This is a genomic window from Deltaproteobacteria bacterium (assembly GCA_015233135.1).
GTDB lineage: Bacteria > UBA10199 > UBA10199 > JADFYH01 > JADFYH01 > JADFYH01.
Window position 1 is genome coordinate 36,573 of sequence record JADFYH010000013.1, and the last position, 20,535, is coordinate 57,107.

Below are 20,535 nucleotides of genomic sequence, written 5' to 3' on the forward strand. Positions count from 1 at the left end.
TCTGCGGACATAGACTGAAAGCCTTGTTAAGCCCTGTTAAATAAAGTGGGAATTCAGAAAATAAAAATAATAATTTTGTACATTATTTCTTTTTTTTATCCCCAACAACTTGTTACAATAATCAAATAAATTCATCTTTGTTGAATTTTAGCTAAATATTTAGTGAAAGATGCCGTTCGGGAAAAATGAAGGAGAAAATAATATGGCCGGAACAGTTACAGGGACGGGAACAAGTACGACTCCAACTACGACTCCAACTCCAAGTGCGGGTGCAACGACAGGGACAGGAGTCATCAGCTTCAATGGGCTTTCCTCAGGCCTTGATACTCAGACAATCATTACGCAACTCACTCAGGCGCGGCAAACTCAATTAATGAGTGGACCTCAAAGTACCCTGGCAAGCGTGCAGGCAAAGAAATTGGCTTTGAGCACCCTTTCTACTTCCATGAATGCCTTTACTTCAGCGGCTCAGGCCTTAAAAGATCCCACCAATACCGCCTACAACGTCAAGAAGGCCACTTCTTCCTTAGATAGCGCAGTTTCTGTAATCAGCGTCGATTCGAGCAAGGCCGTCAATGGAACCTATAATATCACAAACATTAGCCAACTGGCTCAGCCGGATCGGGTTATTTTTAGTGGGGTGGCTGATACTTCTACGACCCAGTTTGGGACAGGTACTCTGGCTATTACTTATAAAGGGGGTACGACCAACATCACCCTTGATGCCTCCAACAACACCCTCGATGGAATCAAAGCTGCCATCAACAATGCAAATGTGGGTGTGACGGCAACTATCATCAATGATGGAAGCACGAGCCCTTATCGATTGGTGCTTACTTCTAAAAATACGGGTAGCGACACAGCCATTACTCAAAATCTGGCTTCGATTACGAGTTTAACGGTAGATGCGGTGGCATCTGCTGCAGCTGCCAATCAACCTCAAAACGCCCTCTATAAATTAAATGGGGTAGATTTCACCAGTAAAACCAATACGGTTAGCTCTGCGATCTCTGGGGTTAGCTTCAGTTTGTTAGGCACCAACACCACGGATACGATTCAAGTAAGTGTGCAGTCGGACACTGCAGCCATTATTTCCAAAATTACCGCCTTTACCACGGCCTACAATACCCTTCATTCCACCCTACAGTCTTTGGTCGCCTACGATCCCAGTACTCAAAGCTATGGCCCTTTGGGTGCAGACATGAATCTGGAGACCATGGATAGTCAGCTTCACAGTATGATGTATAGTTTTACTTCTGGTTTTGCGGGGCATAATTACAAGTCGCTCGCGCAGGTAGGTGTTTCTGCCGATTCGAGTGGTGCGCTAACCGTAGATTCCGCAAAACTGACTGCTGCCTTGCAGTCCAATCCCACTGATGTACAGCTCTTGTTGCAGGGCGATACGAACACTCAAGGTGTTGCCAAGAAGATCTATAATTACATGGACGCCGCCACCAAGGTGAATGGGACCATGTATCTGCGTCAACAGATCTATGATGAGCAGATTACCAATCTCAATAAGCTTATCGCAGAGAGGCAAACAACACTCGACAGTTATACTGCACAGCTCCAGGCGAAATTTAATAATCTGGAAATTGTCATGAGCAAATTGAAGTCTCAGCAAAGTGCCGTGGATGCCTTTACTACAAGCTATTCGAGTAGTGCTAACCAGCTTTTGTAACCCTTGATCAGGAGGAAATATGGAGTATCTGGCAAGTTATCAGAATGTGCTTCGAGATCGTATCTTGAGTGCAAAACCCGAGATGTTGATGGTGATGCTTTATGAGGGGATGATTACCCGTGTGAAGCAGGCCCAGGAATATTTTCGGACCGCCCAGACCATCCGATGCAAAGAGGCGGCGATTAAGGCCATGAATATTGCTTCGGCTTTGATGGACCACTTGAATCTTGAAGAGGGAGGGGAGCCCGCCAAAAATCTGGAACGACTCTATGCCTACATTGTATCGGAATTGGTTCAGTCTACTCGGGTGTCTGATCCCAGCAAACATTTTTTAAACGTTTTGTCTGTTTTGAGCCCTCTGCACGAAAGCTGGCAAAAGCTTGCGGAAAGAAACTAATGAAAAACTCTTCTCTTCATGTAGCGGGAGATCTTTTGAACGAGATGGAAACCTATTATATTTTGGGCCTACAGTTTTCCTGCGAAATTCAACAGCGTCCCATTGAAGAGTTAATGCAGTCGTGGAAACAACTCGAAGAGATTGCTGGGCATTGTGAATTGAGTATGGAAAAATTGGAAAAAAATCCGGTGCAAGATAAACTTCTCAATGAAAAGTTGCTGGAACAGGCGAGAAAGAATTCGAACTTGATGAGGGCCTTGAGCAAAACCTTAGAGAAAGAAAAAGAGAAGGTGGCCTCCCAGTTGTCTAAACTCTCTCATGTTTTAAAGTTTTATTCTCCCTCCGATTCCAGTTTTCAGATGTCTTTATGAGTCCTGAAAAGCGACAAGAGGATCCAAATAATCGCCAATATTTCCGGGCGCAGGGTTATGTCTATCTTCGTCTGGAAAAATTGGACAAGGATAAGCGTATTTTTAGCTTTCCCGGAGAGGAACTTCCGGAATCCTTAGATCCTATCGAATTGAAGTTCATGAATTTTCGCTCGCGCCTGCAATATCAAAAACCCGCACAGGAAGAATTTTTTGAAGAGTTGCTGATGGTTATGGAAGCAGTGTACAGCGAACAAAGCAAAAAGCGAAAGCTCCCTCGTTCAAAAAAAGAATGGGTCCACATCTCGGCTTCAGGCCTAGATCTGGAAACCGATCACCCTTTTGAAAAAGGGGAGAAGTTGATCTGCCTGATGACTTTTCCGGATTACCCTTTTGAAAGTGTCTCCCTTCTCTGCGAAGTAATTCACTGCAATCCTCATAGCATCCGCGAAAATTACTACCTTTTGGGAATTGCATTTCATAATGTCTCAGAACCCTCTCGGCAGAGTCTGATTAAATTTGTAAATCAGCTTCAAAGAAAAAAAACTATCAAGAAGACTGTCCCAGCAGATTGAATAGGTCTTCGTCCCGGATTGGAGAAGAGAGCAAGGCGTCAAAGCCTTCGTCTTTTGGTAAGGCTCCTTTTCTGCTGAGCCCGATAATGGGGGTTCGCTGGTTTCTGGCAATACTTCTCAGGTCAGAAATCCTAAAGCCCTCTTCCAACGATTCGAAGTCGATCAGAATCAAATCATAGGCTGTCTGTTTGAGTTTGGAGGGAAGTTCGTTAGAGTCTTTCAATTCGTGAAGGGCGTGCCCCTGTTTTTTGAGCTGCATAAATTTTTCACGGTTTTTTTCTCTTGGATCCCAGACCAGGATTTTAAAGTGTCTATCTCGTTCAAGCAAAACATGTCGTGTTAGAAGTGGGCTGGAGGCCGTCTTGCCCTGATTCAGCAAATGTTGCAACACCTCCCACAACTCTATGCCATGGAGGGGTTGTGTCAAGTAGGCCTGGATTCCATGTTGAATACAAAGGGCGGCGTCGCCCCTTTCAGGGCTGGAGGTGATGAGGATGAAGGGTATATTTTTTCTTTCGGTCGATTTTTCCAGAAGCCACTCAAAGGCGGACTGCCCCAGCAATTCTTTTTCGACGATGACAAAATCTAGCGGAGGGCCTTCTTGGGTAGATCTTGAGAGGACCTTTCTGGCTTCCTCAGGCAGTGGGGTATAGAGGACTTCTAGCTTCCAGGATTCTATGAGTTGGGAAAGGGTCTGAAGAGATCCTGAAGGGGAGTCGATTACCAGTACTTTTTTGCCCGCTAGACTAAAGCGTCTTTGTTCAGGTTCTTCCACAAGCGGATGAATTTTTACCGGCAATTCCAGATGCAGTTTAAAAGTATTTGGGCCACTTTCAATCCAGTTTCTTCCCCCCATTTTTTTAACCAATTTTTGATAGAGAAAATTTTCCAGACGAAGCGTGTCCAATTTGAGGTCCATTTCTTTTCCAGGTATTTCCAATATGAAATGGAGGGATTCTTTCTGCGTTTGCTCTTCCTGGAGAGTGCCGTACACAGGGCCCTTGCAGACAAGTCCCTGAGCGAAAAACAGGCTCACGATTCTTTTGAGTTGAGCGGGAGATCCCAGTAAAGTGTCGGGAATAAGTGGAGGAATCAAAAATTCAAAACTTCCCTGATTCTCTGAAAAAAGATGGGAGTAGAGTTGGATGATTTTGCCCAGGCTGGTTCTCAGGCTAAAAGGGATTTCTTCATTGGCCGGATTGTCCTTCTCCAAAAAATCCATCAGGGAATGTGTGGTTGCCAGCAGCGAATCTGAAAGCTCCTTCATTTTTTGAAATTCAATCTGATCTTGTGGCAGCGAGGATTGTTCCAATAAATATTGATGAAGGGGTTCCAATTTTCCTAAACCACGGCGTACCTGTTTGGCAAAGAGTAAAAGGATCTCTGAATCTTGCAGGTCTTCATGAGTTGTGAAAAAAGAGTTTAGCATAATACATTAATTGTACTAAAAACAATCATTCTCCAAAATTTAAGGAAGAGGCCTCTTCATTTTCCAAATTTGTCTCATTCTCTTCCAGGTTGAGGTGATCCGGCAGCGAATGGCCTTCCTCCCGATAGAGTTTCAGCTTGTTTCTTAAGGTTCTTACACTCACCCCCAAAGAACTTGCTGCCTTGATCCGGTTTCCCTCAAAGTGTTCCAGGGCTTTGTAGATCATCTGACGCTCGATCTCCTTGATACTACTGACGGGAACGTTAAAACCTTCAAAACTGGAACTGGTTTCCGATTTTTCGTTGAATCTTGCTTCAGGCCTCATTTCCAGGCCGTTTCCTTCATCCCCCTCATCAAAGCAAATATTCTCAATTGTTTTTCCAGAGCTGAGATAGATGCTTCGGATCAAAATATTTTCCAGTTCACGGATGTTTCCAGGCCAAGGGTATTGCATGAGCTGTTTCTGTGCAGAAGGGGAAAAGTAAAGCCGCCGGTCCTGGTGTTCCGAATTGTAGCGGTTCAAAATATGCTCTGCCAACACAGGGATATCTTCGGGTCTTTCCCGAAGGGAAGGGATGCGCACAGAAATAACATTGAGTCGATAATATAAATCTTCCCGAAACGCCTTATTTTTCACCGATTCTTTTAAATCCCGGTTGGTAGTTGCAATGAGACGAACATCCAGGCGAATTTTTTGATGTCCCCCCACGCGGTAAAGTTCTTTTTCCTGGATGACACGTAGCAGCTTGCTTTGCAGCTGTATGTCCATTTCGGTAATTTCATCCAAAAGCAAGGAGCCTTGTTGGGCCATTTCAAATTTACCGATGCGCTTGGCAATGGCACCTGTAAAAGCTCCACGTTCATAACCAAAAAGTTCAGATTCGAGCAGATTGCCTGGGATGGAAGCGCAGTTGATTCCCACAAAAGAATTGTTTTTGCGACGGGAAAGTCGATGCAGCGTCCTGGAATAAATCTCTTTTCCGACACCCGATTCCCCCGAGATGAGCACCGTAATATCGCTGTCTGCCACTTGTAAAAGAAAGCCTACCGCCTTTTTCATGGCCGGATTCCTTTGTACACTGGGCAGCGTGGTGATGTCGTAATATTTTGAAGTTTCTTCTTCTTTTTTTTCACCGCCTTCTTCGGAGAGTAAGTTTTCTAGGAGCTGGTTGCTTTGTTTCTCGTCAAAAGGTTTGTACAAGATTTGAATTTCCCTGTTCTTCAATTCCTCTTCACAATTTTTGAGATCCTCCGGATAGGCCAGTAACACCACTCTCAGCTGGGGTTGTTCGAGATTGATTTTTTCGAGGGCCTGAAAAATGTTTTTGTCCAGCAGACTCACATCCAAAAAAAGCAAGTCTGCTTCCTGCTGGAGTAAAATTCCAAGACCTGGGGCATCCGATGCCTTCAAAACCGTGAAGGGATATTTCTCCAGATTGCTCAGGAGGATGCGTCGTGTAATTTTTTGACTGTCAGCGACTAGAATTTTCACAGCCTTCCCCTAGTATGATCTTAAAATTTTATTCAATAGTTAAAAACAGAACCGTCAAGCACGAGGAATCAATTCCAGATCCCCAAAAAAGTTGAGCAGCTGCGGGTATTCGGGATTCAGGATCTTCGCCCAATCGCCCTGAGTCTTATCGCTATAATTTTTCCACAACTCCATTGCCTGATCATTTTGGCCATTTTTTTGATAGGCCCGCAGTAGTTGAAAAATGGTATCCAGCGGGATATCCTCGAGCCTGATTTTGGGTTTTAGTTTTTCGTATTCCGCCAGGGTTTCTGCAGAGTGGTTTTGGTCCACCTGAAGGCTCAGTTTTTCAAAGTAGGCCCTTTTTTGCAGGGCTTCCAATAGCCTGGAAACAGAAGTTGGATTGGTTTCAGGTGTGGTTTCATCCCAGATACTGGGATCTGTCGGGAGTAGAGAAAGGAAACGTTCCGCCTGAGCGAGCGATCCCGCATATCGGGCGCAGGAGGTTCCCTGAATGGCATACTTGTAAAGTTCGTAGGCGCTCAATTTTATTTTTAATAAATGATCAAAGCTCTGACTACACTGCAGGTAGTTCCCTTCACTCAAAGCCAAGGCGGCCTGGTTCAGGAGATAAAGTTTCTGGCTTCTTTCCTGGCTGGGAATGTCATGGACGTAGGAAAGAATTTGGGCAAGCAAATCGAATTCTCCCAGCAAGGCATAGTTCCTTCCCAGCTCCAGGGCTAATTCCACTTTTAAATCTGGGCTGAGGTCATATTCGAAGAGCATCCTTTGCAAAAGACGACTGGACGAGGTGATCATTTCAATTTCGGTGTAGGCATTCGCTGCAGCAAGAAGGAGTTTTATTTTATTTTCTGTGGCCGGAGCAATTTCGACAATGGGTTCCAAACTGTCCAGCAGAGAGAGGAGGCGGGTGTATTCGCCATTTTCTCTGTATCCTTCCGATTCCTTGAGCAAAAGGTTTACTATCTGTTCGGACATTTCTGAAACCAGCTTGTCCTTTGCATCTTGAAAAGAGTGGCTATGAGCCAAGTTTTTCCAGGTTTCATAGACCACTTCTTTTTGATTGCTTTTCCAACGAAGCAGGCTTTGTAAAAACAAGGCCTCCTCCCTGTAGTTTTCAGAACCTTCTTTGGTAAGGATTTTTTCCATTTTCTCGATAGAATCGGGGTAGTATTTTTCCAGTCCTAACTTCAGCACTAGACGGGCGGATTGCACCGCGAGGGCTTTTTCCAGATTGGAGGAAGGGGCCACGGGATGGAAGTCTCTAAATTTATCCTCATAAAGGGCCAGTTGACCTGTGTTCTTCAATTCCATTTGGAGGATATGATATTCGATGTAGTCTTTGACCGATTGATGAAAAGGGGCTTCTTGAATTTCCTTGAAAATTTTTAGGGCTTGTTCCGATTCCCCTATTTGAAACAAGGCTTCTGCATAATAGAGTTTCGAATAGGGAACAATGGAACTTTCTTTTGAATCGAGAAATCTTTCTGCATGTTTGTACCATTCTACAGCCTTCGAAAATTGCTGTTGCATAAACAGGCAATCTCCATAGCGTAGGGCAAAATCTGCGGTCAGATCTTCTTCATTGATTTTGGAAGAGACGACCCAAAAAAAATCTTCAGCACGGATAAATCGTTTTCTTAGAAAGTAAGATTCCATGAGGACGGTCCGAAAAGCAACGGACCATTCTTTGATGGGAGTCCATTTTTCTTCCTGGCGATTCACCAGAAGAGTGGCTTCGCGGTACTCTTTCAGCTTTATCAGCAAAACGCAAAGATGGTAAGTTCCCAGCAGGGATTCGCTGGATTCAGGAAAATTCGAGAGGGCATCGATGTAAGCATTTCTGGCTTCAAGTGCCAGGGGGCTATCTTCTCGTCCAGACTCCATGTTGCTTAAGGCATGAAGCAGATTCGCTTTGAAAAAATAGTGGTTAATTTTTAAACTGGGGTCGTGTTTTTCAATGAGACTATTGATGCGTTCAATGAGGTTTTCGTAGACCTTTGCCTGTTGTTTATTCGGGTAGTAGGTGAAATCAAACTCTACCAGGCCCAACTCTTTCCAGTCGTAAGAAGGCATGAATATTTTTAATCGAGCAGGATAAAGTGGATAATCCTTAGCCAGAGGGGCATCCTGGTTGGGTGAGACGGAAGAAATTTCTTCTTGTCCTTTCAGGATGGGGATCAATGAAAAATCTGCTCGCTCGGCCCCCCAGGCTTTATTCGGTAGGGATAAATTTGAAAGAAAAACGATAAAGACAAAAAAAGAAATGAAAAAATTCATAAAAAAAGGAGTCGTTTTTGAATTATTTTTTATAATGTCGATCCGTTAGCGAGAATGAATGTAACGTCTAGGCTTTTGGGATGCAATCTTTCATTATCTTTGCAACGTATTTTTGTGTTTCTTTATAGGGGGGAATTCCACCATGTTTTTTGACCGCACCAGGGCCTGCGTTATAAGCGGCTAGAGCCAGTTGCACATTTTGATCAAAACGATCCATCATGTTTCTCAAATATTTTGCCCCTCCCCGAACATTCTCTTCAATACTATAAATGTGTTTTACCCCCATCTCCTTGGCCGTTCCAGGCATCAGTTGCATGAGCCCTTTTGCCCCTGCCGGAGAACTTGCCCTGGGGTTAAAATTCGATTCTGCCTTAATGACGGAGTGAAGCAGGGAGATGGGCAGAGAGAAAGCCTGGGCGGCATCTTCCACCGCTTTTTGAATTTCTGCCTTTACTGGAGTTGTATTCCCTTGGGAGGCATTCTCAAGCTGAAGGGCTTGCTCGAAATTTTTTATCTCCTTTTTGCCATTAAGTCCTTCTGCTTTGTCTTTATGGGGTTGCACATTTCTTACTGGCAGAGCCTGGGCCCAGTAATCTTTCAGGGTCATGTTTTTTGGTAGCGAGTTCATCATAATGCAATGAATTAGCAATGATAGTGCCAAGGTGAATGGCCTAAGTCCCCTGGGCATCTTTTTACTTTCTTATGCAGTTTTAAACGAGGCTTTCATTCTGCCCTTTTGCGGGGAAAATATTTCCCTGCTTTCAGGGAAAAAAAGTAACTCAGAAATTTTGGGTTTCTTAAATCCTTATTTCATCTTCATAAAATAAATTATGAATTATAAATGCTTAGCACCTCATTGGTTGAAAAAAACAAAATTGGTCTGGGCTTTGCACAGATAAGCGCTGAAAGGAAAAATTATGAGCTTAGGAGTACAAGCAGCAATTGAGGTGATGGGGATGAAGGAGCGTCAGTTAGAGGCTCTGTCTCATAACATTGCCAATGCAAATACCACTGGCTTTAAAGAAGAGCAGTTGCGTTTTGAAGCCAAGCTGGAAGAGGCCTTAAAGAAAGATCCTACTTATGTTCCCCAAACCGAAAAGGTGATTGATTTTAGTCAGGGGGCCTTGGTGCCCACCAACAATCCCTATGATGTGGCACTCCAGGGATCAGGGTTTCTAGAAGTTCAAAATGAACAGGGAACTTTTTATACGCGTAATGGGGCCTTGACCACGGATGCAGCGGGGAATTTGAAAACTGCTGCGGGTGCACAGGTGATTGGGCAAAGTGGACCGATACAAATTACCAAGGATGGAAAGGTTGATATTTCGAAGATCGGAGAAATTACCATAAACGGAGAATCCATCGCCAAGCTGAAGGTAGTGGATTTTGACGATAAAAGTAAGCTCTCTTCAGTGGGAGCCAGTCTCTACCAGGCTCCAAACGGTACTCAGCCGAAAGTACTTCAAAATCCTTTCGTGGTTCAGGGAAGTCAGGAAAGTTCGAATGTGAATACGATCAAAAATTTATCACAATTGATTGAAGTGAATCGGCAATATGAGGCCTATCAACGTGTGGTCCGAATGCAGGATAAAATGAATCAGGATGCGCCCGCAACCTTAGGGCGTCTCAGTTAAAGGAGTCTTTATGTCTCTCAATGCTTTATATGCTGCCGCCACCGGGATGGACGCCCAGATGACGAAGATGAATAATATCTCGAATAACATCTCGAACATGAACACGAGTGGCTACAAGGCTTCCAAAGAGAGTTTTGAAGATTTGATGTATCAGGACCTAAAAGCGCCCGGGACAAAAAATGGGGCCAATACTATTTCTCCAGTGGGAATACAGCTTGGAAGCGGAACACATCTGACGGGTGTTTATAAAAATTTCACCGAAGGCGAATTGACTCAGAGCAACCGCGAATTGGATATCGCTATTCAAGGCAATGGTTTTTTTGAAGTGACACAGGATAATGGAGATAAGGCTTACACCCGTGATGGAAGTTTTCGAGTGAATGCCGATGGTGTGATTGTCACCAATGCCGGCTATGTGGTGCAACCCTCCATTACTATTCCCAACGATGCAACTTCTGTCACGATTGCCAAAGATGGTACCGTAACCGCGATATTGGCGGGCAGTACCGCCGCCCAGGAAATTGGAAAAATGCAAGTGAGTCTGTTTCGAAATCCTTCCGGCTTAAAGGCCTTGGGCGGAAATTTGCTCATTCCCTCCGATGCCTCGGGAACAGCCACAGCGGTCACTCCGGGACAAACAGGTTCGGGAACGCTCAACCAGGGATTTCTGGAAAGCTCGAATGTCAATATTGCAGAGGAATTGATCAACATGATTGTGGCGCAAAGAACCTATGAGGCCAATTCAAAGGTCATGACCACTGCGAATGAAATGATGAAAACATCGACCAATATTATTTAATTTTTTATGAAAAATTCATTTCTAAAAATCCAAATATTTTCATCGCTGCTGCTTTTTGGCTCTGCCCTACACGGTGCCGAAAACTGGAATCTTTCTTTAAGCTCCTCGACCCTGGGGGATCCTCAGCGATTATTTTTTAAGGAAGTAGTGGATAAGCAGAAAACCTCTCCCGCTCTTCTGGAGAAATATGGGAATCTGGTTTTGCCTCCGGTGAGCACGTCGGGCCTTCAAGCTGCTCAGGTCATGGTTTTTTTGGGGAAGGTAGGGGCGCCCTTGAACAAGATTCAATTGATTTCTCCACCGGGACAAAAAGTCTCCTTGAGTCCAAAGAGTGTGGTTTTGCAAAAAATTCGGGAGGCCGTGATTCAAAAGGCCGCAGAAATGCACCAAGTAGAACCCAAATCCATTCTGCTGGAAATTAGTGAAGTTCCCGAAGACTTGCCGGCCCCAGACGGTTTTTCTCGCCTGCAAGTGGAACTGACTTCTCCCTATGTGAAGGCCAATTTTCTGGGTCAAAACGGGGAGATTTTGAAGAGTTCCCAATTCACTGCAAAGGTTTTGATTCGCAGTTCGGTGCTTCTTGCCAAGAAGGCGCTGATGCCTTCTCAAAGTATTGGCCCCGAAGATTTTGAAGAAAAACAACAAGACCTCGAAAGTATACAGGGCTTGGTGAGAGGCTTGTCCGAATTAAAAGATGCCCATTGGAATTTGTCTCAAGGTCTCGAAGTGGGATCACTTTTACGGCGGGAATATCTGCAAAAGGCAACGTCTCTGCAAAAAGGAGCCTTGGTCAGCTTGGTCAAGCGTAGCCCCCAGTTTCAAATCCAAACCTTGGCGCGTGTGAAAGAGGTGTTGGGAAATGGGGAGATGGTGCTGGTCGAAAATCTGGATACTAAAAAAGAAATTACTGCAAAAACATTGAGTTCAACCGAAGTTGAGGTGGTTCAATGATGAAAAAAATATTCAAAGCGTCGCCTCCAGTAGGGGAATACGTACGTCCTGAGAGTTCTTTAGCAACTGTTCTCTCAGAGCCTGCTCCCAGGAAAACTATTCCCCTACTTTTTTTAGATAAAACGCCGCAAAAGTTCATGTCCGCCGCGCTCCTGAGGCTTTTTCGACATTTTATTCCCACTTGTCAAATATCGGGGAGCAATCTCTCCTTTGTCCTCTTTTTGTCAAGTATGCTCATTCTTCCAGCCTGCGGGGTGGAAATGCAGAAGGCTCCCTTGACGGCCCAGAATCTGGGACGGAGTGCAGAGAATCAGCAGGGTTACTTTAATGGGGACAAGGCAAGAGAGACCCAAAAAGATCATGAAAAAAAACAGGGTTCGCTTTGGGTAGACAGTTATTCTGCACGTCTCTATGAAAATATCCATCGTGCGTCGCGAGTGGGTGATACCGTCACCATCATTGTCTCCGAGCAATCCAGCGGAAAAGATACGGGGAATACGAATACCAGCAAGAAGAATGATCAGCTCAACACGATTGGTGGCTTGGGTGGACTCTTTACCAAATTGACCACACTGGCCTCGATCTTTAATCCTAGCAATTTAATTCAGGCAAAAACGGATAGCAAGTTTGAGGGAAAAGGAACGACCGAACAAAAAGGCGAATTGTACGCCAAACTGACGGCAACCGTAACCGAGGTACTTAACAACGGAAATTTGGTCATCCGGGGAGACAAGCATATTCGTGTGAACAAGGACGATCAGATCCTTGTGGTGGAAGGGGTGGTGCGCCCCTATGACATCGCCGCAGACAACACGATTGCTTCGACAGCCATAGCGGATGCACGAGTGACTTATTCGGGATTTGGTGTGGTGGCTGAAAGACAAAAACCAGGTTGGTTGACTCGGGCCCTGGATTATATCTGGCCCTTTTAGTGTAAACAAAATGAATAAAATATTTTTTAAAAAAACAAAATTTGTAGCCACTCTTGCACTGCTTCTGCTTTCTCAATTTCCTTTCTCTGCACAGGCTTCACGCATCAAGGATATTTCCAATTTTAAAGGCGTTCGAAACAACCAGCTCATTGGTTATGGTTTGGTGGTGGGTCTGGATTCTTCTGGCGATAGTACCAGTTCCGAGGTGGTGAGGAAAAGCATGGGAGAGGTTTTGGCTAAGATGGGAATTGGGACAGACGTGTCGCGTTTTCAATCCAAAAATGTTGCGGCAGTGATGGTGACGGCCACCTTGCCTGCTTTTTCGAAGATGGGATCCACAGTGGATGTGGTGGTTTCCTCCATTGGAGACGCCAAGAGTCTTCAAGGGGGAACCTTGCTCATGACGCCTTTGCGCGGGGCTAATCAGGAAGTTTATGCCGTGGCCCAGGGACCTATTTCGGTGGGAGGCTATACGGCCGAAGCCCCGGCCGGGGGATCGGTGGTCAAGACCAATCATCAAACGGTCGCCAAGATTACTGGGGGAGCGATTGTCGAAAAAGAAGTCGATTTCGGCCTCGATAAAAGTACCGAGTTGGTGTTGGCCCTCAATCAACCCGATTTTACGACGGCCACACGCGTTGCCCAGAAAATAAATGAAAATCTCAAAGGGAAATATGCCAATGCAGGAGATTCAGGTTCTATCAGTATCCAGGTGCCTGGGGAGTATCAGGATAAAGTCGTTGGGCTTATAGCAAGACTGGAGAGCCTGGAGATTCAGCCCGATAGCACTGCTCGCGTGGTTTTGAATGAGCGCACAGGGACGGTGGTGATGGGTGAAAACGTGCGCATCTCCACCGTGGCAGTTTCTCATGGCAGTCTGAATATTCGGATCGATCAAAGTTATCAGGTGTCTCAGCCGAATGCGCTGAGTCAGGGAGAGACCGCCATCATTCCCCAAAGCGACATCTCGGTTTCGGATGACAAAGAAAGAAAATTGGTGATTGTTCCCCAGGGAGTGAGCATTGGAGAAATTGTGAAGGCCTTGAATTCGATGGGGGTAAGTGCCCGAGACCTGATTTCAGTCTTACAGGCGATCAAGGCAGCTGGGGCTTTGCAAGGGGAGTTGGTGTTGATTTAATATGCTTACGAAACTTAACGAAATTTCAAATTCTGTAGCCGCAAATCCTCTCGTGGATAAGGAGAAATCTTCTACAGAAGCTAATACGGAGCAAGCCTGGAAGGCGGCCAAAAAGTTCGAGGCTTACTACATGGGTTTCGTTTATCAAAAGGGCATGGATTCTATTCCCAAGTCCGAAGATTTTGGAAATTCGGTGAATCAGGAAGTTTATCAGAATTTTTTCAGTCAGGCGATTAGTGATCAGGTGGAAAAATCACCGCATGGAATTGGACTGGCTGAAATGATCGTGAAGGGGAAAAAACCGATGACCCCTTCTTTGACTCAGGACTTTAAGCCTCTTGCAGCGCCCGTGCTTAATAATCCCGAATTTTATCTACCGGCGGCCCGAGTGACTTCCGGGTTTGGGTTTCGGGGAGATCCCTTAGAAGGCGATCAGCGATTCCATCAGGGAATGGATCTGGCTTATCCAAAAAGGACCCCGATTCAAGCGGCTGCAGAGGGTAAGGTGGTGTTTAGCGGGAAAAAAGGGGGCTATGGGAATGCAGTGATGATCCAACATGATCAAGGTTATACAAGTTTATACGGCCATGCGGATGAAAATTTGGTGAAGGTGGGAGCTCGGGTGAAAAAAGGCGAAGTGATTGCCTATTCGGGGTCAACAGGTCGCTCAACGGGTCCTCATCTGCATTTTGAGATAAGAAAAGATGGAAAAGCTGTGGATCCCAAGAAGTTGGTGTTTTTTAAAAATAATACTTAAGTTTTTTAGGTATCCTCCGTTATGAACCTATGAGAAGGAATGTAAACTGGAGGCCCCTATGAAAATAAATGACGTTGAACTTCCTGCGACACCCAAGGAGGTCAAGACCCGAAAAAGTGAGAACGCAAAAAGTCGTTCCAGTTCTCGCTCAGGTGGGATTGACTCTTCAGGAGGTAAGCGGGATCAAATAAATATATCGGTGGCGTCGCAGCAGATGCAGACGCTAAAAGGCAATTATGATTCTCTTCCGGATATTAAAGTAGATCGCGTCAGCTACCTGAAGCAGGCGATTGAATCGGGTGAGTACAAGCCTGATTATCACGAGGTGGCCGGTGCCTTACTGAAATATCTGCAGGGAGAATGAGCAGATTAAAGTTAAGGAAAATATGAATTCTATAATTCAACAAGAATTTACAGGTCTTCTGGAAGAATTGAAAATGGAACTCGTTGCTCTTGTTGATGCCCTGCGGGAAGAACGTGAGGCAATTATAGATTTTGATCTCCAGAAAATTAAGGATGTGTACACTTTAAAGAATGACAAACTCATTCGAATTGAAGCCTTGGAGAAAACTCGACAATTGAAACTCAAGGAATTGGCTTCAAGCATAGGTGAACCCCAACTTGCAAAACTAGAATCGATCCTCGAGAAAATCGACGACACCGCTTGGGTAGAAAATATTCAAAATTTAACCTCTTGTATTCGCTCCATTGCCCAAGCGGCAAAAGAATTTAATGAAACGCAACAATTGTATCTAGTTCATTCTTTAGCCAACATTCAATCGTCGTTGATGTTGCTCGATAGTTTGCAAGGAAAGGGGCAGTTCCAGTGTTATGATCGTCAGGGTGGAATCCTCAATGATTCCAACTCCCGTGTGACACTGGATCGCAACGTGTAAGCGTTGCATTAATTACCTATGGCTGATTTTAATGTATTTGAAACCGCGATTAGCGCTCTAAACGCTAACGCCAAAGCCCTCAGTGTGGCTTCTCAAAATATTGCTAACGCGAATACTCCCGGGTATTCACGCCAGCGGGTCGTTATCCAGTCCAACGAGTCACAGATTGTTGGAGGGATTGAAATAGGTCGCGGGGCCAGTGTGACCAGCGTGGAACGCGTTGTGGATAATTTTGCTGAGCTTCGCTTGCGGGATACCAGCTCCACGCAATCGGAAAGCAAGGTAACCTCAGATTCCATTGCGCAGGCGGGAACACTGTTCAACGAACTGAGCAGTGATGGCCTTTCCACTTACCTCTCAAATTTTTTCAGCAGTTTTCAGGATGTCGCCAATGATCCCCAAGCCTCGGGAGCCCGTCAGGACTTACTCAGCAAGGCTTCCATCATGGTTGATCGTTTTCACAGCCTCTCACAAGGGCTGAAAGATATACGCACTTCTCTCGATACCCAAATCAAAGACAATGTTGATAAAATCAATACGCTGGCCCAGGATATTTATAAGTTGAATCAGAAAATTAATGATGCGCCAGACGCATTGACGCTTAAAGACGAGCGTAATGCAAAGGTGCAGGAGCTTTCGGGACTGACCGATGTAAGCACCGTGGAGAATGGAAGTGGAACCTTTCAGGTTTACATTGCCAATGGCATGTTGCTGGTGAACGATACGGGCACCGCTACTTTATCCACCCTGCCCAACGCGGGGAATGCTGGTTTGTCGGATATTAACTTCACCCCCTCCCCAGGCGCTGCGTCTACCAATATCAGCAGTCGCTTCCAAACAGGTGCCATCAAGGGATTGATGGATGTGCGCGATACAAATATTCCTGCTTACCAAAGCAACCTGGATGAATTGGCCTACCGGCTGAGTGGTGCCGTGAATACCTTGCACACGACGGGTTATGATCTGGATGGGAATCACAACCAAAGATTTTTCACCAATCTGGCAAGCAGCACGGATGCTGCGGCTTCGATTGCTTTAGATCCCGTGGTCGATGGGCATCCCCGGGCCATTGCGGCGTCAGGAAGTTCGGGGGGAGTACCGGGTGGAAATGATATGGCCTTACAATTGTCTGCGCTCAGCAGTTCAAACGTTGCTTTTGGTAGTGGAAGTACAACCTTTGGGGCCTTTTATGGAAATCTTTTGGCTCAGGTAGGAAGCGATGGGAAAAGTGCCCAGTCCAATGCCCAGTTTTCCGATGATGTATTTCAGCAAGCCCAGGCGCAACGAGACCAAATTTCTGGGGTATCGATGGATGAAGAGCAGACAAATCTCCTCAAATATCAGGCAGCCTTTCAGGCGGCTTCACGTTTGGTGTCCATTGCCAGTACTTTGTTTGATACCCTCATTAACCTAGGAAAATAATATGGCTGTCAGTCGATTAACATTCAATACCTTCAATCTGTCTATTGCGAATAACCTTGCCAAGGTCCAGCGCGAGTATGAACAGGCCTCCGTTCCTGTTCAGACGGGGTATCGCCTCAATAACCTGTCGGATGACCCCACCAGTATCTCGCGTCTGTTCTCCCTGAAACAGGATGTGAACAACAATGATCAGTATCAGCGTAACCTGACAACGGCGAAATTAAAACTTTCCTTCGCCGATGATCAATTGACGAGTGTGAACGATTTGATGTCGCAGGTGAAGGACATCGCCCTGCAGGCCAACAACTCCACCATCTCTTCTTCGACGCTTAATCAATTGTCAACACAACTGGGCAATTTAAAGACCCAACTTGTGGGATATGGAAATGCCCAGTATGACAATCAGTACATCTTCGGAGGGACGGCAACGAGCACGCTGCCTTTTTCGGGGGTTCCCACAATTTTCAATGGCAACTCGACGGCGATAAATGTTCAGGCGAATAGTACTTTGCAAGTTCAAGTGAATTCGGATGGGGCAAAAATTTTCACCGGAACGGGAGGGGGGCAGAATCTTTTTGCTCTCCTGGATAGCCTGCAAACGGCGGTGGGTGCAGGAGATCTAACAGCCATCACGTCGCTTCTGCCCCAACTTGATTCGGGGCTGGATCAGATCAATCAGGCCCGTGCAGACATAGGGGCACGCACCCAACAAATCGATTTAGTGGAGTCTTCCTTGTCTCAAGACAGGCTGAATACCCTGTCTAGTTTATCGGATGTTCAGGATGTCAGTATTGACCAGGCCACCACTAATCTGATGACCAAAGAAACCGCCTTGAGATTGGTTTATGCCAGTTCCAATCGTTTATTTTCTATCATTGGGACCTTAACTCTTGATGGAAAATGATAGATTCTTATGAAAGGGAAAACATGCACCCGTCGCGTCTTCCTTTCTTCTCCTTCCTGGAAAGAGGACTTTAACTGGTTTCTCCAAAACTATACCAAGGCCTTGGCCGAAGAGAATCATCATCATCCCCTGCTTGCCTGGCGGAAAATAGATCCTTCGCGCATTGAGGAATTGAGGTTTTCCCTAGAAACACTCCTCGCTCAAACGGAAGAGGCTTGTCTCCTCCTTGCAGAATGGGAGGGAATTCAAATTGGATATTTTCTAGGTCTGCTAAAAACCTGTTTGGCAGAAGATCCCTCGCGTATCGGTTATCTGAATGGGCTTTATGTCTCTCCCGAGTTTCGTCAAAAAGGCGTAGGAAAATCCCTTTATCAGGAAGGTCTGGCCTGGTTTAAAAGTAGGGGTTTGAATGCTATTGAACTCTACCTGGCCGAAGGAAATTCAATGGGGCTCAAATTCTGGGAGAAACAAGGTTATGCGGTGGCGGAAAAAATTTTGGTGAAGAGAATTTGAGACCACTCGCTTTCCTTATCTTCCCCCAAAAAAAAACTCAAGATCCCACAAAAACTACCGTCTACCCTAGGTAAGCATCTTTTTATGGAGAGGTTTCTCTATGGATCTAGCGACTATTATCGGTATTGTACTTGCGTTAGCAGGTATTGTGGGGGGCCTTCTCATAGAAGGTGGGAATATAAAGCAGATCCTGCAGCCCACTGCGGCGATGATAGTCTTTGGGGGAACCTTTGGAGCGCTGCTTGTTTCATTTCCACTCGACGTATTTATTCTTGCGATGAAAGGCTTCATAAAGATTGTCAGGCCAGACCCCATGAAGCCCGAGGCGATTATTGAAGAAATCATCAAGCTGGCGACAAAGGCCCGTAAAGATGGTGTGGTCTCGCTGGAGGCCGATGCCAAGAACATTCAAGACCCCTTTTTTAAAAAAGCCATCATGATGGCCGTCGATGGTGCGGATCCTAAGGAATTACAAAAACTTCTGGAGATGCAGCTTTCTTACATGGAGGAAGATGAGGCCAAGATCCCCAAGGTCTGGGAAAGTGCAGGGGGCTATTCTCCCACCATTGGAATTATCGGAGCCGTTATGGGGCTCATCCAGGTTATGGGGCATCTCGAAGATATCCAGGAAGTAGGGCGTGGAATTGCGGTGGCCTTTGTTGCCACCATTTACGGTGTGGCAGCTGCGAACATCGTTTTTTTGCCTGCTTCCGGAAAGCTTGCCCTGCAAAACAAGAAAAACATGGTTATTAAAGAAATGATTTTGGAAGGAGTCATGCTCATTGTCGAGGGGGTCAATCCTCGTGTGATTCAGGATAAACTTTCAATCTTCTTTGGAGAAAAAACTGAAGAAGCCAAGCCACAAGCTGCAGCAACAGGCGAAAAGGCAGCCTAGAATATGGCTAAAAAGAAAAAACATGAAGAGCATGTCAATCATGAAAGGTGGCTTATTTCTTATGCCGACTTCATTACTCTTCTGTTTGCTTTTTTCGTCGTACTTTTTTCTGCCTCACAGGTAGATCGCAGTAAAACCAAGAAAATAGCCCTGGCGATTGAAGCAGCCTTTTCCACCTTTTCTCTTTTTAACCAAACGAGTGGACAACTCAATCTTATAGCCGATCCCGCGGTATCCAATGCCCCTGTAAAAAAGACCAAAATTGGGATAGAGGAAGGAACCCCCATCTTTATGGCTCCCTCCGTACTGATTGGAGTAAAAGATGAGCGACCCGATCTACCCTTGGGAAATCCCGAGTTGAATGAGGGAACCGGGGTTCCAACCGAAGAACAAAATGCGATGGAGCGGATTCATCAAGAAGTCATCGAGATGCTGAAGATCCACAAGAGGGGGGGAAATGTAAAAGTGAATGTGGGTTTGGATGCCCGGGGTATTGTGATTGGTGTGACCAGTTCCGGAGCTTTTGAGGCAGGATCAGATCGTCTTACACCCGCCGCCATGGGGGTGCTGAAGGACATTGGAGAAATTTTGCAGCGCGAGGGGAATTCGGTAAGGGTGGAAGCGCATACCGACAATCGGGGAGATTCACGCTCCAACTGGCACCTTTCCACCTTGCGTGCAGTGAGTGTTATTCAAGAATTTGTGAATCATCACAATTTGGATCCTGCGCGTTTTGAGGCCGTGGGTTTTGGGGAGTACCATCCGATTGCCTCCAATGATACCGAAGAAGGCCGCGATAAAAACCGCCGAGTGGAAGTGGTTCTGCTTCCTCCCAAACCCAAAGAGACTGAGGAAAATTCACAAACTCCTCAATTAAAGCCTGCCGAGGAAATTGTGCCCAATGGGGCAGAAGAGTTGAAGGAAAAGCAGGAACAGAAGTCTCAATTAGAAAACGACTCCATCTTTCAAGGGGATGCGGAGACCGATTCTTTTGAATTGGAGAAGCTGAAAAATGAGAAAGCCCTGGCTGAAAAACTACAGCCCCAATCCAAAAATATTGAGCAAAATACCCAGTCTAGTCAATTGAAGGCCGTTGAGCAGGTTATTCCCATTGAGAATGAACAAACGATAAAAAAGCAGGAGGAGCCACAGCCGCAACCTCAATTTGAGGACAAGTCGATCTTTCAAGGAGATGCCGTCGATTCTTTTGAATTGGAGAAGTTGAAGAATGAGAAAGTCCAGGGTGAAAAAATACACTTCCAACCCAGAAACGTTCAGGAAAATACTCAAGCTACTCAATTAAAAGTTGCAGAGCCAGTGGCCCCTGTTGAGGATGAAAAAGCGAAGGGAAGGCAAGAACTGAAGTCTCAAATGGAAGCCCAGTCTATTTTTCAAGGAGATGCGGAGGGTGATTCTTTGGAGTTGGATAAGCTGAAAAATGAGAAGGCACAGGCTGGGAAAGGGCACTGAGT

21 protein-coding genes are annotated in these 20,535 nt (G+C 45.6%); 17 read left to right on the plus strand and 4 right to left on the minus strand.

All coding sequences use genetic code 11. From position 1 onward, the window contains the following. Nucleotides 1-202 precede the first annotated feature (202 nt). Genes fliD through HQM15_06060 form a run of 4 tightly spaced genes read left to right on the plus strand, consistent with a single transcriptional unit; the run spans nucleotide 203 to nucleotide 3,021 of the window. Nucleotides 203-1,681 carry a flagellar filament capping protein FliD gene (gene fliD / locus HQM15_06045; GenBank protein MBF0492325.1) on the plus strand — a complete coding sequence of 493 codons (1,479 nt, stop codon included), beginning with the start codon at nucleotides 203-205 and terminating at the stop codon, nucleotides 1,679-1,681. A 19-nt stretch (nucleotides 1,682-1,700) separates the two neighbouring features. Further along, complete coding sequence (gene fliS / locus HQM15_06050; protein MBF0492326.1) at nucleotides 1,701-2,078, plus strand: flagellar export chaperone FliS; 378 nt, start codon at nucleotides 1,701-1,703, stop codon at nucleotides 2,076-2,078. Next, entirely contained in the window at nucleotides 2,078-2,449 is a 372-nt protein-coding gene (locus HQM15_06055) for a hypothetical protein (protein ID MBF0492327.1), read from the plus strand. Before fliS ends, HQM15_06055 begins: the two co-directional genes overlap by 1 nt. Further along, nucleotides 2,446-3,021 (plus strand): PilZ domain-containing protein, encoded by a 576-nt coding sequence (locus HQM15_06060; protein ID MBF0492328.1) that lies wholly within the window; start codon nucleotides 2,446-2,448, stop codon nucleotides 3,019-3,021. The genes HQM15_06055 and HQM15_06060 overlap by 4 nt, the downstream gene beginning before the upstream one ends. Here the strand turns inward: HQM15_06060 and HQM15_06065 are convergent. The 4 genes from HQM15_06065 to HQM15_06080 form a co-directional block, all read right to left on the minus strand. Continuing rightward, the gene (locus tag HQM15_06065) at nucleotides 2,996-4,450 is read right to left on the minus strand and encodes a hypothetical protein (GenBank protein MBF0492329.1); all 1,455 of its coding nucleotides are present in this window, start codon (nucleotides 4,448-4,450) and stop codon (nucleotides 2,996-2,998) included. The two genes, HQM15_06060 and HQM15_06065, sit on opposite strands and share 26 nt — an antisense overlap. 25 nt (nucleotides 4,451-4,475) lie before the next feature. Then, a complete protein-coding gene (locus HQM15_06070; GenBank protein MBF0492330.1) occupies nucleotides 4,476-5,942 on the minus strand; it encodes a sigma-54-dependent Fis family transcriptional regulator in 1,467 nt (488 codons plus the stop codon). 54 nt (nucleotides 5,943-5,996) lie between these two features. Further along, nucleotides 5,997-8,222 carry a hypothetical protein gene (locus HQM15_06075; protein MBF0492331.1) on the minus strand — a complete coding sequence of 742 codons (2,226 nt, stop codon included), beginning with the start codon at nucleotides 8,220-8,222 and terminating at the stop codon, nucleotides 5,997-5,999. A gap of 67 nt (nucleotides 8,223-8,289) precedes the next feature. Further along, a complete protein-coding gene (locus HQM15_06080) occupies nucleotides 8,290-8,910 on the minus strand; it encodes a lytic transglycosylase domain-containing protein (protein ID MBF0492332.1) in 621 nt (206 codons plus the stop codon). A gap of 229 nt (nucleotides 8,911-9,139) precedes the next feature. Between HQM15_06080 and flgF the strand changes: the two genes are divergently transcribed. The 13 genes from flgF (at nucleotide 9,140) to HQM15_06145 (ending at nucleotide 20,533) form a co-directional block, all read left to right on the plus strand. Next, on the plus strand, nucleotides 9,140-9,856 hold the full coding sequence (flgF, locus tag HQM15_06085) for a flagellar basal-body rod protein FlgF (protein MBF0492333.1): 717 nt from the start codon (nucleotides 9,140-9,142) through the stop codon (nucleotides 9,854-9,856). A gap of 10 nt (nucleotides 9,857-9,866) precedes the next feature. Then, the gene (flgG, locus tag HQM15_06090; protein ID MBF0492334.1) at nucleotides 9,867-10,655 is read left to right on the plus strand and encodes a flagellar basal-body rod protein FlgG; all 789 of its coding nucleotides are present in this window, start codon (nucleotides 9,867-9,869) and stop codon (nucleotides 10,653-10,655) included. A gap of 6 nt (nucleotides 10,656-10,661) precedes the next feature. Then, nucleotides 10,662-11,606, plus strand: coding sequence for a flagella basal body P-ring formation protein FlgA (locus HQM15_06095; protein ID MBF0492335.1), 945 nt, complete (start codon nucleotides 10,662-10,664; stop codon nucleotides 11,604-11,606). 230 nt (nucleotides 11,607-11,836) lie between these two features. Next, entirely contained in the window at nucleotides 11,837-12,538 is a 702-nt protein-coding gene (locus tag HQM15_06100) for a flagellar basal body L-ring protein FlgH (protein ID MBF0492336.1), read from the plus strand. Between the two features lie 10 nt (nucleotides 12,539-12,548). Further along, complete coding sequence (locus HQM15_06105; GenBank protein MBF0492337.1) at nucleotides 12,549-13,676, plus strand: flagellar basal body P-ring protein FlgI; 1,128 nt, start codon at nucleotides 12,549-12,551, stop codon at nucleotides 13,674-13,676. 1 nt (nucleotide 13,677) lies between these two features. Continuing rightward, complete coding sequence (locus tag HQM15_06110) at nucleotides 13,678-14,433, plus strand: peptidoglycan DD-metalloendopeptidase family protein (GenBank protein MBF0492338.1); 756 nt, start codon at nucleotides 13,678-13,680, stop codon at nucleotides 14,431-14,433. Between the two features lie 58 nt (nucleotides 14,434-14,491). Further along, nucleotides 14,492-14,797: a flagellar biosynthesis anti-sigma factor FlgM gene (flgM, locus tag HQM15_06115; GenBank protein MBF0492339.1), complete on the plus strand. Its 306-nt coding sequence runs from the start codon at nucleotides 14,492-14,494 to the stop codon at nucleotides 14,795-14,797. 22 nt (nucleotides 14,798-14,819) lie between these two features. Then, a complete protein-coding gene (gene flgN / locus HQM15_06120) occupies nucleotides 14,820-15,329 on the plus strand; it encodes a flagellar export chaperone FlgN (protein ID MBF0492340.1) in 510 nt (169 codons plus the stop codon). Between the two features lie 18 nt (nucleotides 15,330-15,347). Beyond that, a complete protein-coding gene (gene flgK / locus HQM15_06125) occupies nucleotides 15,348-16,751 on the plus strand; it encodes a flagellar hook-associated protein FlgK (GenBank protein ID MBF0492341.1) in 1,404 nt (467 codons plus the stop codon). A 1-nt stretch (nucleotide 16,752) separates the two neighbouring features. Continuing rightward, entirely contained in the window at nucleotides 16,753-17,655 is a 903-nt protein-coding gene (flgL, locus tag HQM15_06130; protein ID MBF0492342.1) for a flagellar hook-associated protein FlgL, read from the plus strand. A 9-nt stretch (nucleotides 17,656-17,664) separates the two neighbouring features. Further along, nucleotides 17,665-18,168 carry a GNAT family N-acetyltransferase gene (locus tag HQM15_06135; protein MBF0492343.1) on the plus strand — a complete coding sequence of 168 codons (504 nt, stop codon included), beginning with the start codon at nucleotides 17,665-17,667 and terminating at the stop codon, nucleotides 18,166-18,168. A gap of 100 nt (nucleotides 18,169-18,268) precedes the next feature. Continuing rightward, nucleotides 18,269-19,063, plus strand: a complete 795-nt coding sequence (locus HQM15_06140) for a flagellar motor protein (protein ID MBF0492344.1) — start codon at nucleotides 18,269-18,271, stop codon at nucleotides 19,061-19,063. 3 nt (nucleotides 19,064-19,066) lie between these two features. After that, nucleotides 19,067-20,533, plus strand: a complete 1,467-nt coding sequence (locus HQM15_06145) for an OmpA family protein (protein ID MBF0492345.1) — start codon at nucleotides 19,067-19,069, stop codon at nucleotides 20,531-20,533. Nucleotides 20,534-20,535 lie beyond the last annotated feature (2 nt).

Bases quoted from the DNA above. Each gene is read 5' to 3' on its own strand.
- fliD (MBF0492325.1), top strand. From the start codon at position 203: ATGGCCGGAACAGTTACAGGGACGGGAACAAGTACGACTCCAACTACG.
- fliS (MBF0492326.1), top strand. From the start codon at position 1,701: ATGGAGTATCTGGCAAGTTATCAGAATGTGCTTCGAGATCGTATCTTG.
- HQM15_06055 (MBF0492327.1), top strand. From the start codon at position 2,078: ATGAAAAACTCTTCTCTTCATGTAGCGGGAGATCTTTTGAACGAGATG.
- HQM15_06060 (MBF0492328.1), top strand. From the start codon at position 2,446: ATGAGTCCTGAAAAGCGACAAGAGGATCCAAATAATCGCCAATATTTC.
- HQM15_06065 (MBF0492329.1), bottom strand. From the start codon at position 4,450: ATGCTAAACTCTTTTTTCACAACTCATGAAGACCTGCAAGATTCAGAG.
- HQM15_06075 (MBF0492331.1), bottom strand. From the start codon at position 8,222: ATGAATTTTTTCATTTCTTTTTTTGTCTTTATCGTTTTTCTTTCAAAT.
- HQM15_06080 (MBF0492332.1), bottom strand. From the start codon at position 8,910: ATGCCCAGGGGACTTAGGCCATTCACCTTGGCACTATCATTGCTAATT.
- flgF (MBF0492333.1), top strand. From the start codon at position 9,140: ATGAGCTTAGGAGTACAAGCAGCAATTGAGGTGATGGGGATGAAGGAG.
- flgG (MBF0492334.1), top strand. From the start codon at position 9,867: ATGTCTCTCAATGCTTTATATGCTGCCGCCACCGGGATGGACGCCCAG.
- HQM15_06095 (MBF0492335.1), top strand. From the start codon at position 10,662: ATGAAAAATTCATTTCTAAAAATCCAAATATTTTCATCGCTGCTGCTT.
- HQM15_06100 (MBF0492336.1), top strand. From the start codon at position 11,837: ATGCTCATTCTTCCAGCCTGCGGGGTGGAAATGCAGAAGGCTCCCTTG.
- HQM15_06105 (MBF0492337.1), top strand. From the start codon at position 12,549: ATGAATAAAATATTTTTTAAAAAAACAAAATTTGTAGCCACTCTTGCA.
- HQM15_06110 (MBF0492338.1), top strand. From the start codon at position 13,678: ATGCTTACGAAACTTAACGAAATTTCAAATTCTGTAGCCGCAAATCCT.
- flgM (MBF0492339.1), top strand. From the start codon at position 14,492: ATGAAAATAAATGACGTTGAACTTCCTGCGACACCCAAGGAGGTCAAG.
- flgN (MBF0492340.1), top strand. From the start codon at position 14,820: ATGAATTCTATAATTCAACAAGAATTTACAGGTCTTCTGGAAGAATTG.
- flgK (MBF0492341.1), top strand. From the start codon at position 15,348: ATGGCTGATTTTAATGTATTTGAAACCGCGATTAGCGCTCTAAACGCT.
- flgL (MBF0492342.1), top strand. From the start codon at position 16,753: ATGGCTGTCAGTCGATTAACATTCAATACCTTCAATCTGTCTATTGCG.
- HQM15_06135 (MBF0492343.1), top strand. From the start codon at position 17,665: ATGAAAGGGAAAACATGCACCCGTCGCGTCTTCCTTTCTTCTCCTTCC.
- HQM15_06140 (MBF0492344.1), top strand. From the start codon at position 18,269: ATGGATCTAGCGACTATTATCGGTATTGTACTTGCGTTAGCAGGTATT.
- HQM15_06145 (MBF0492345.1), top strand. From the start codon at position 19,067: ATGGCTAAAAAGAAAAAACATGAAGAGCATGTCAATCATGAAAGGTGG.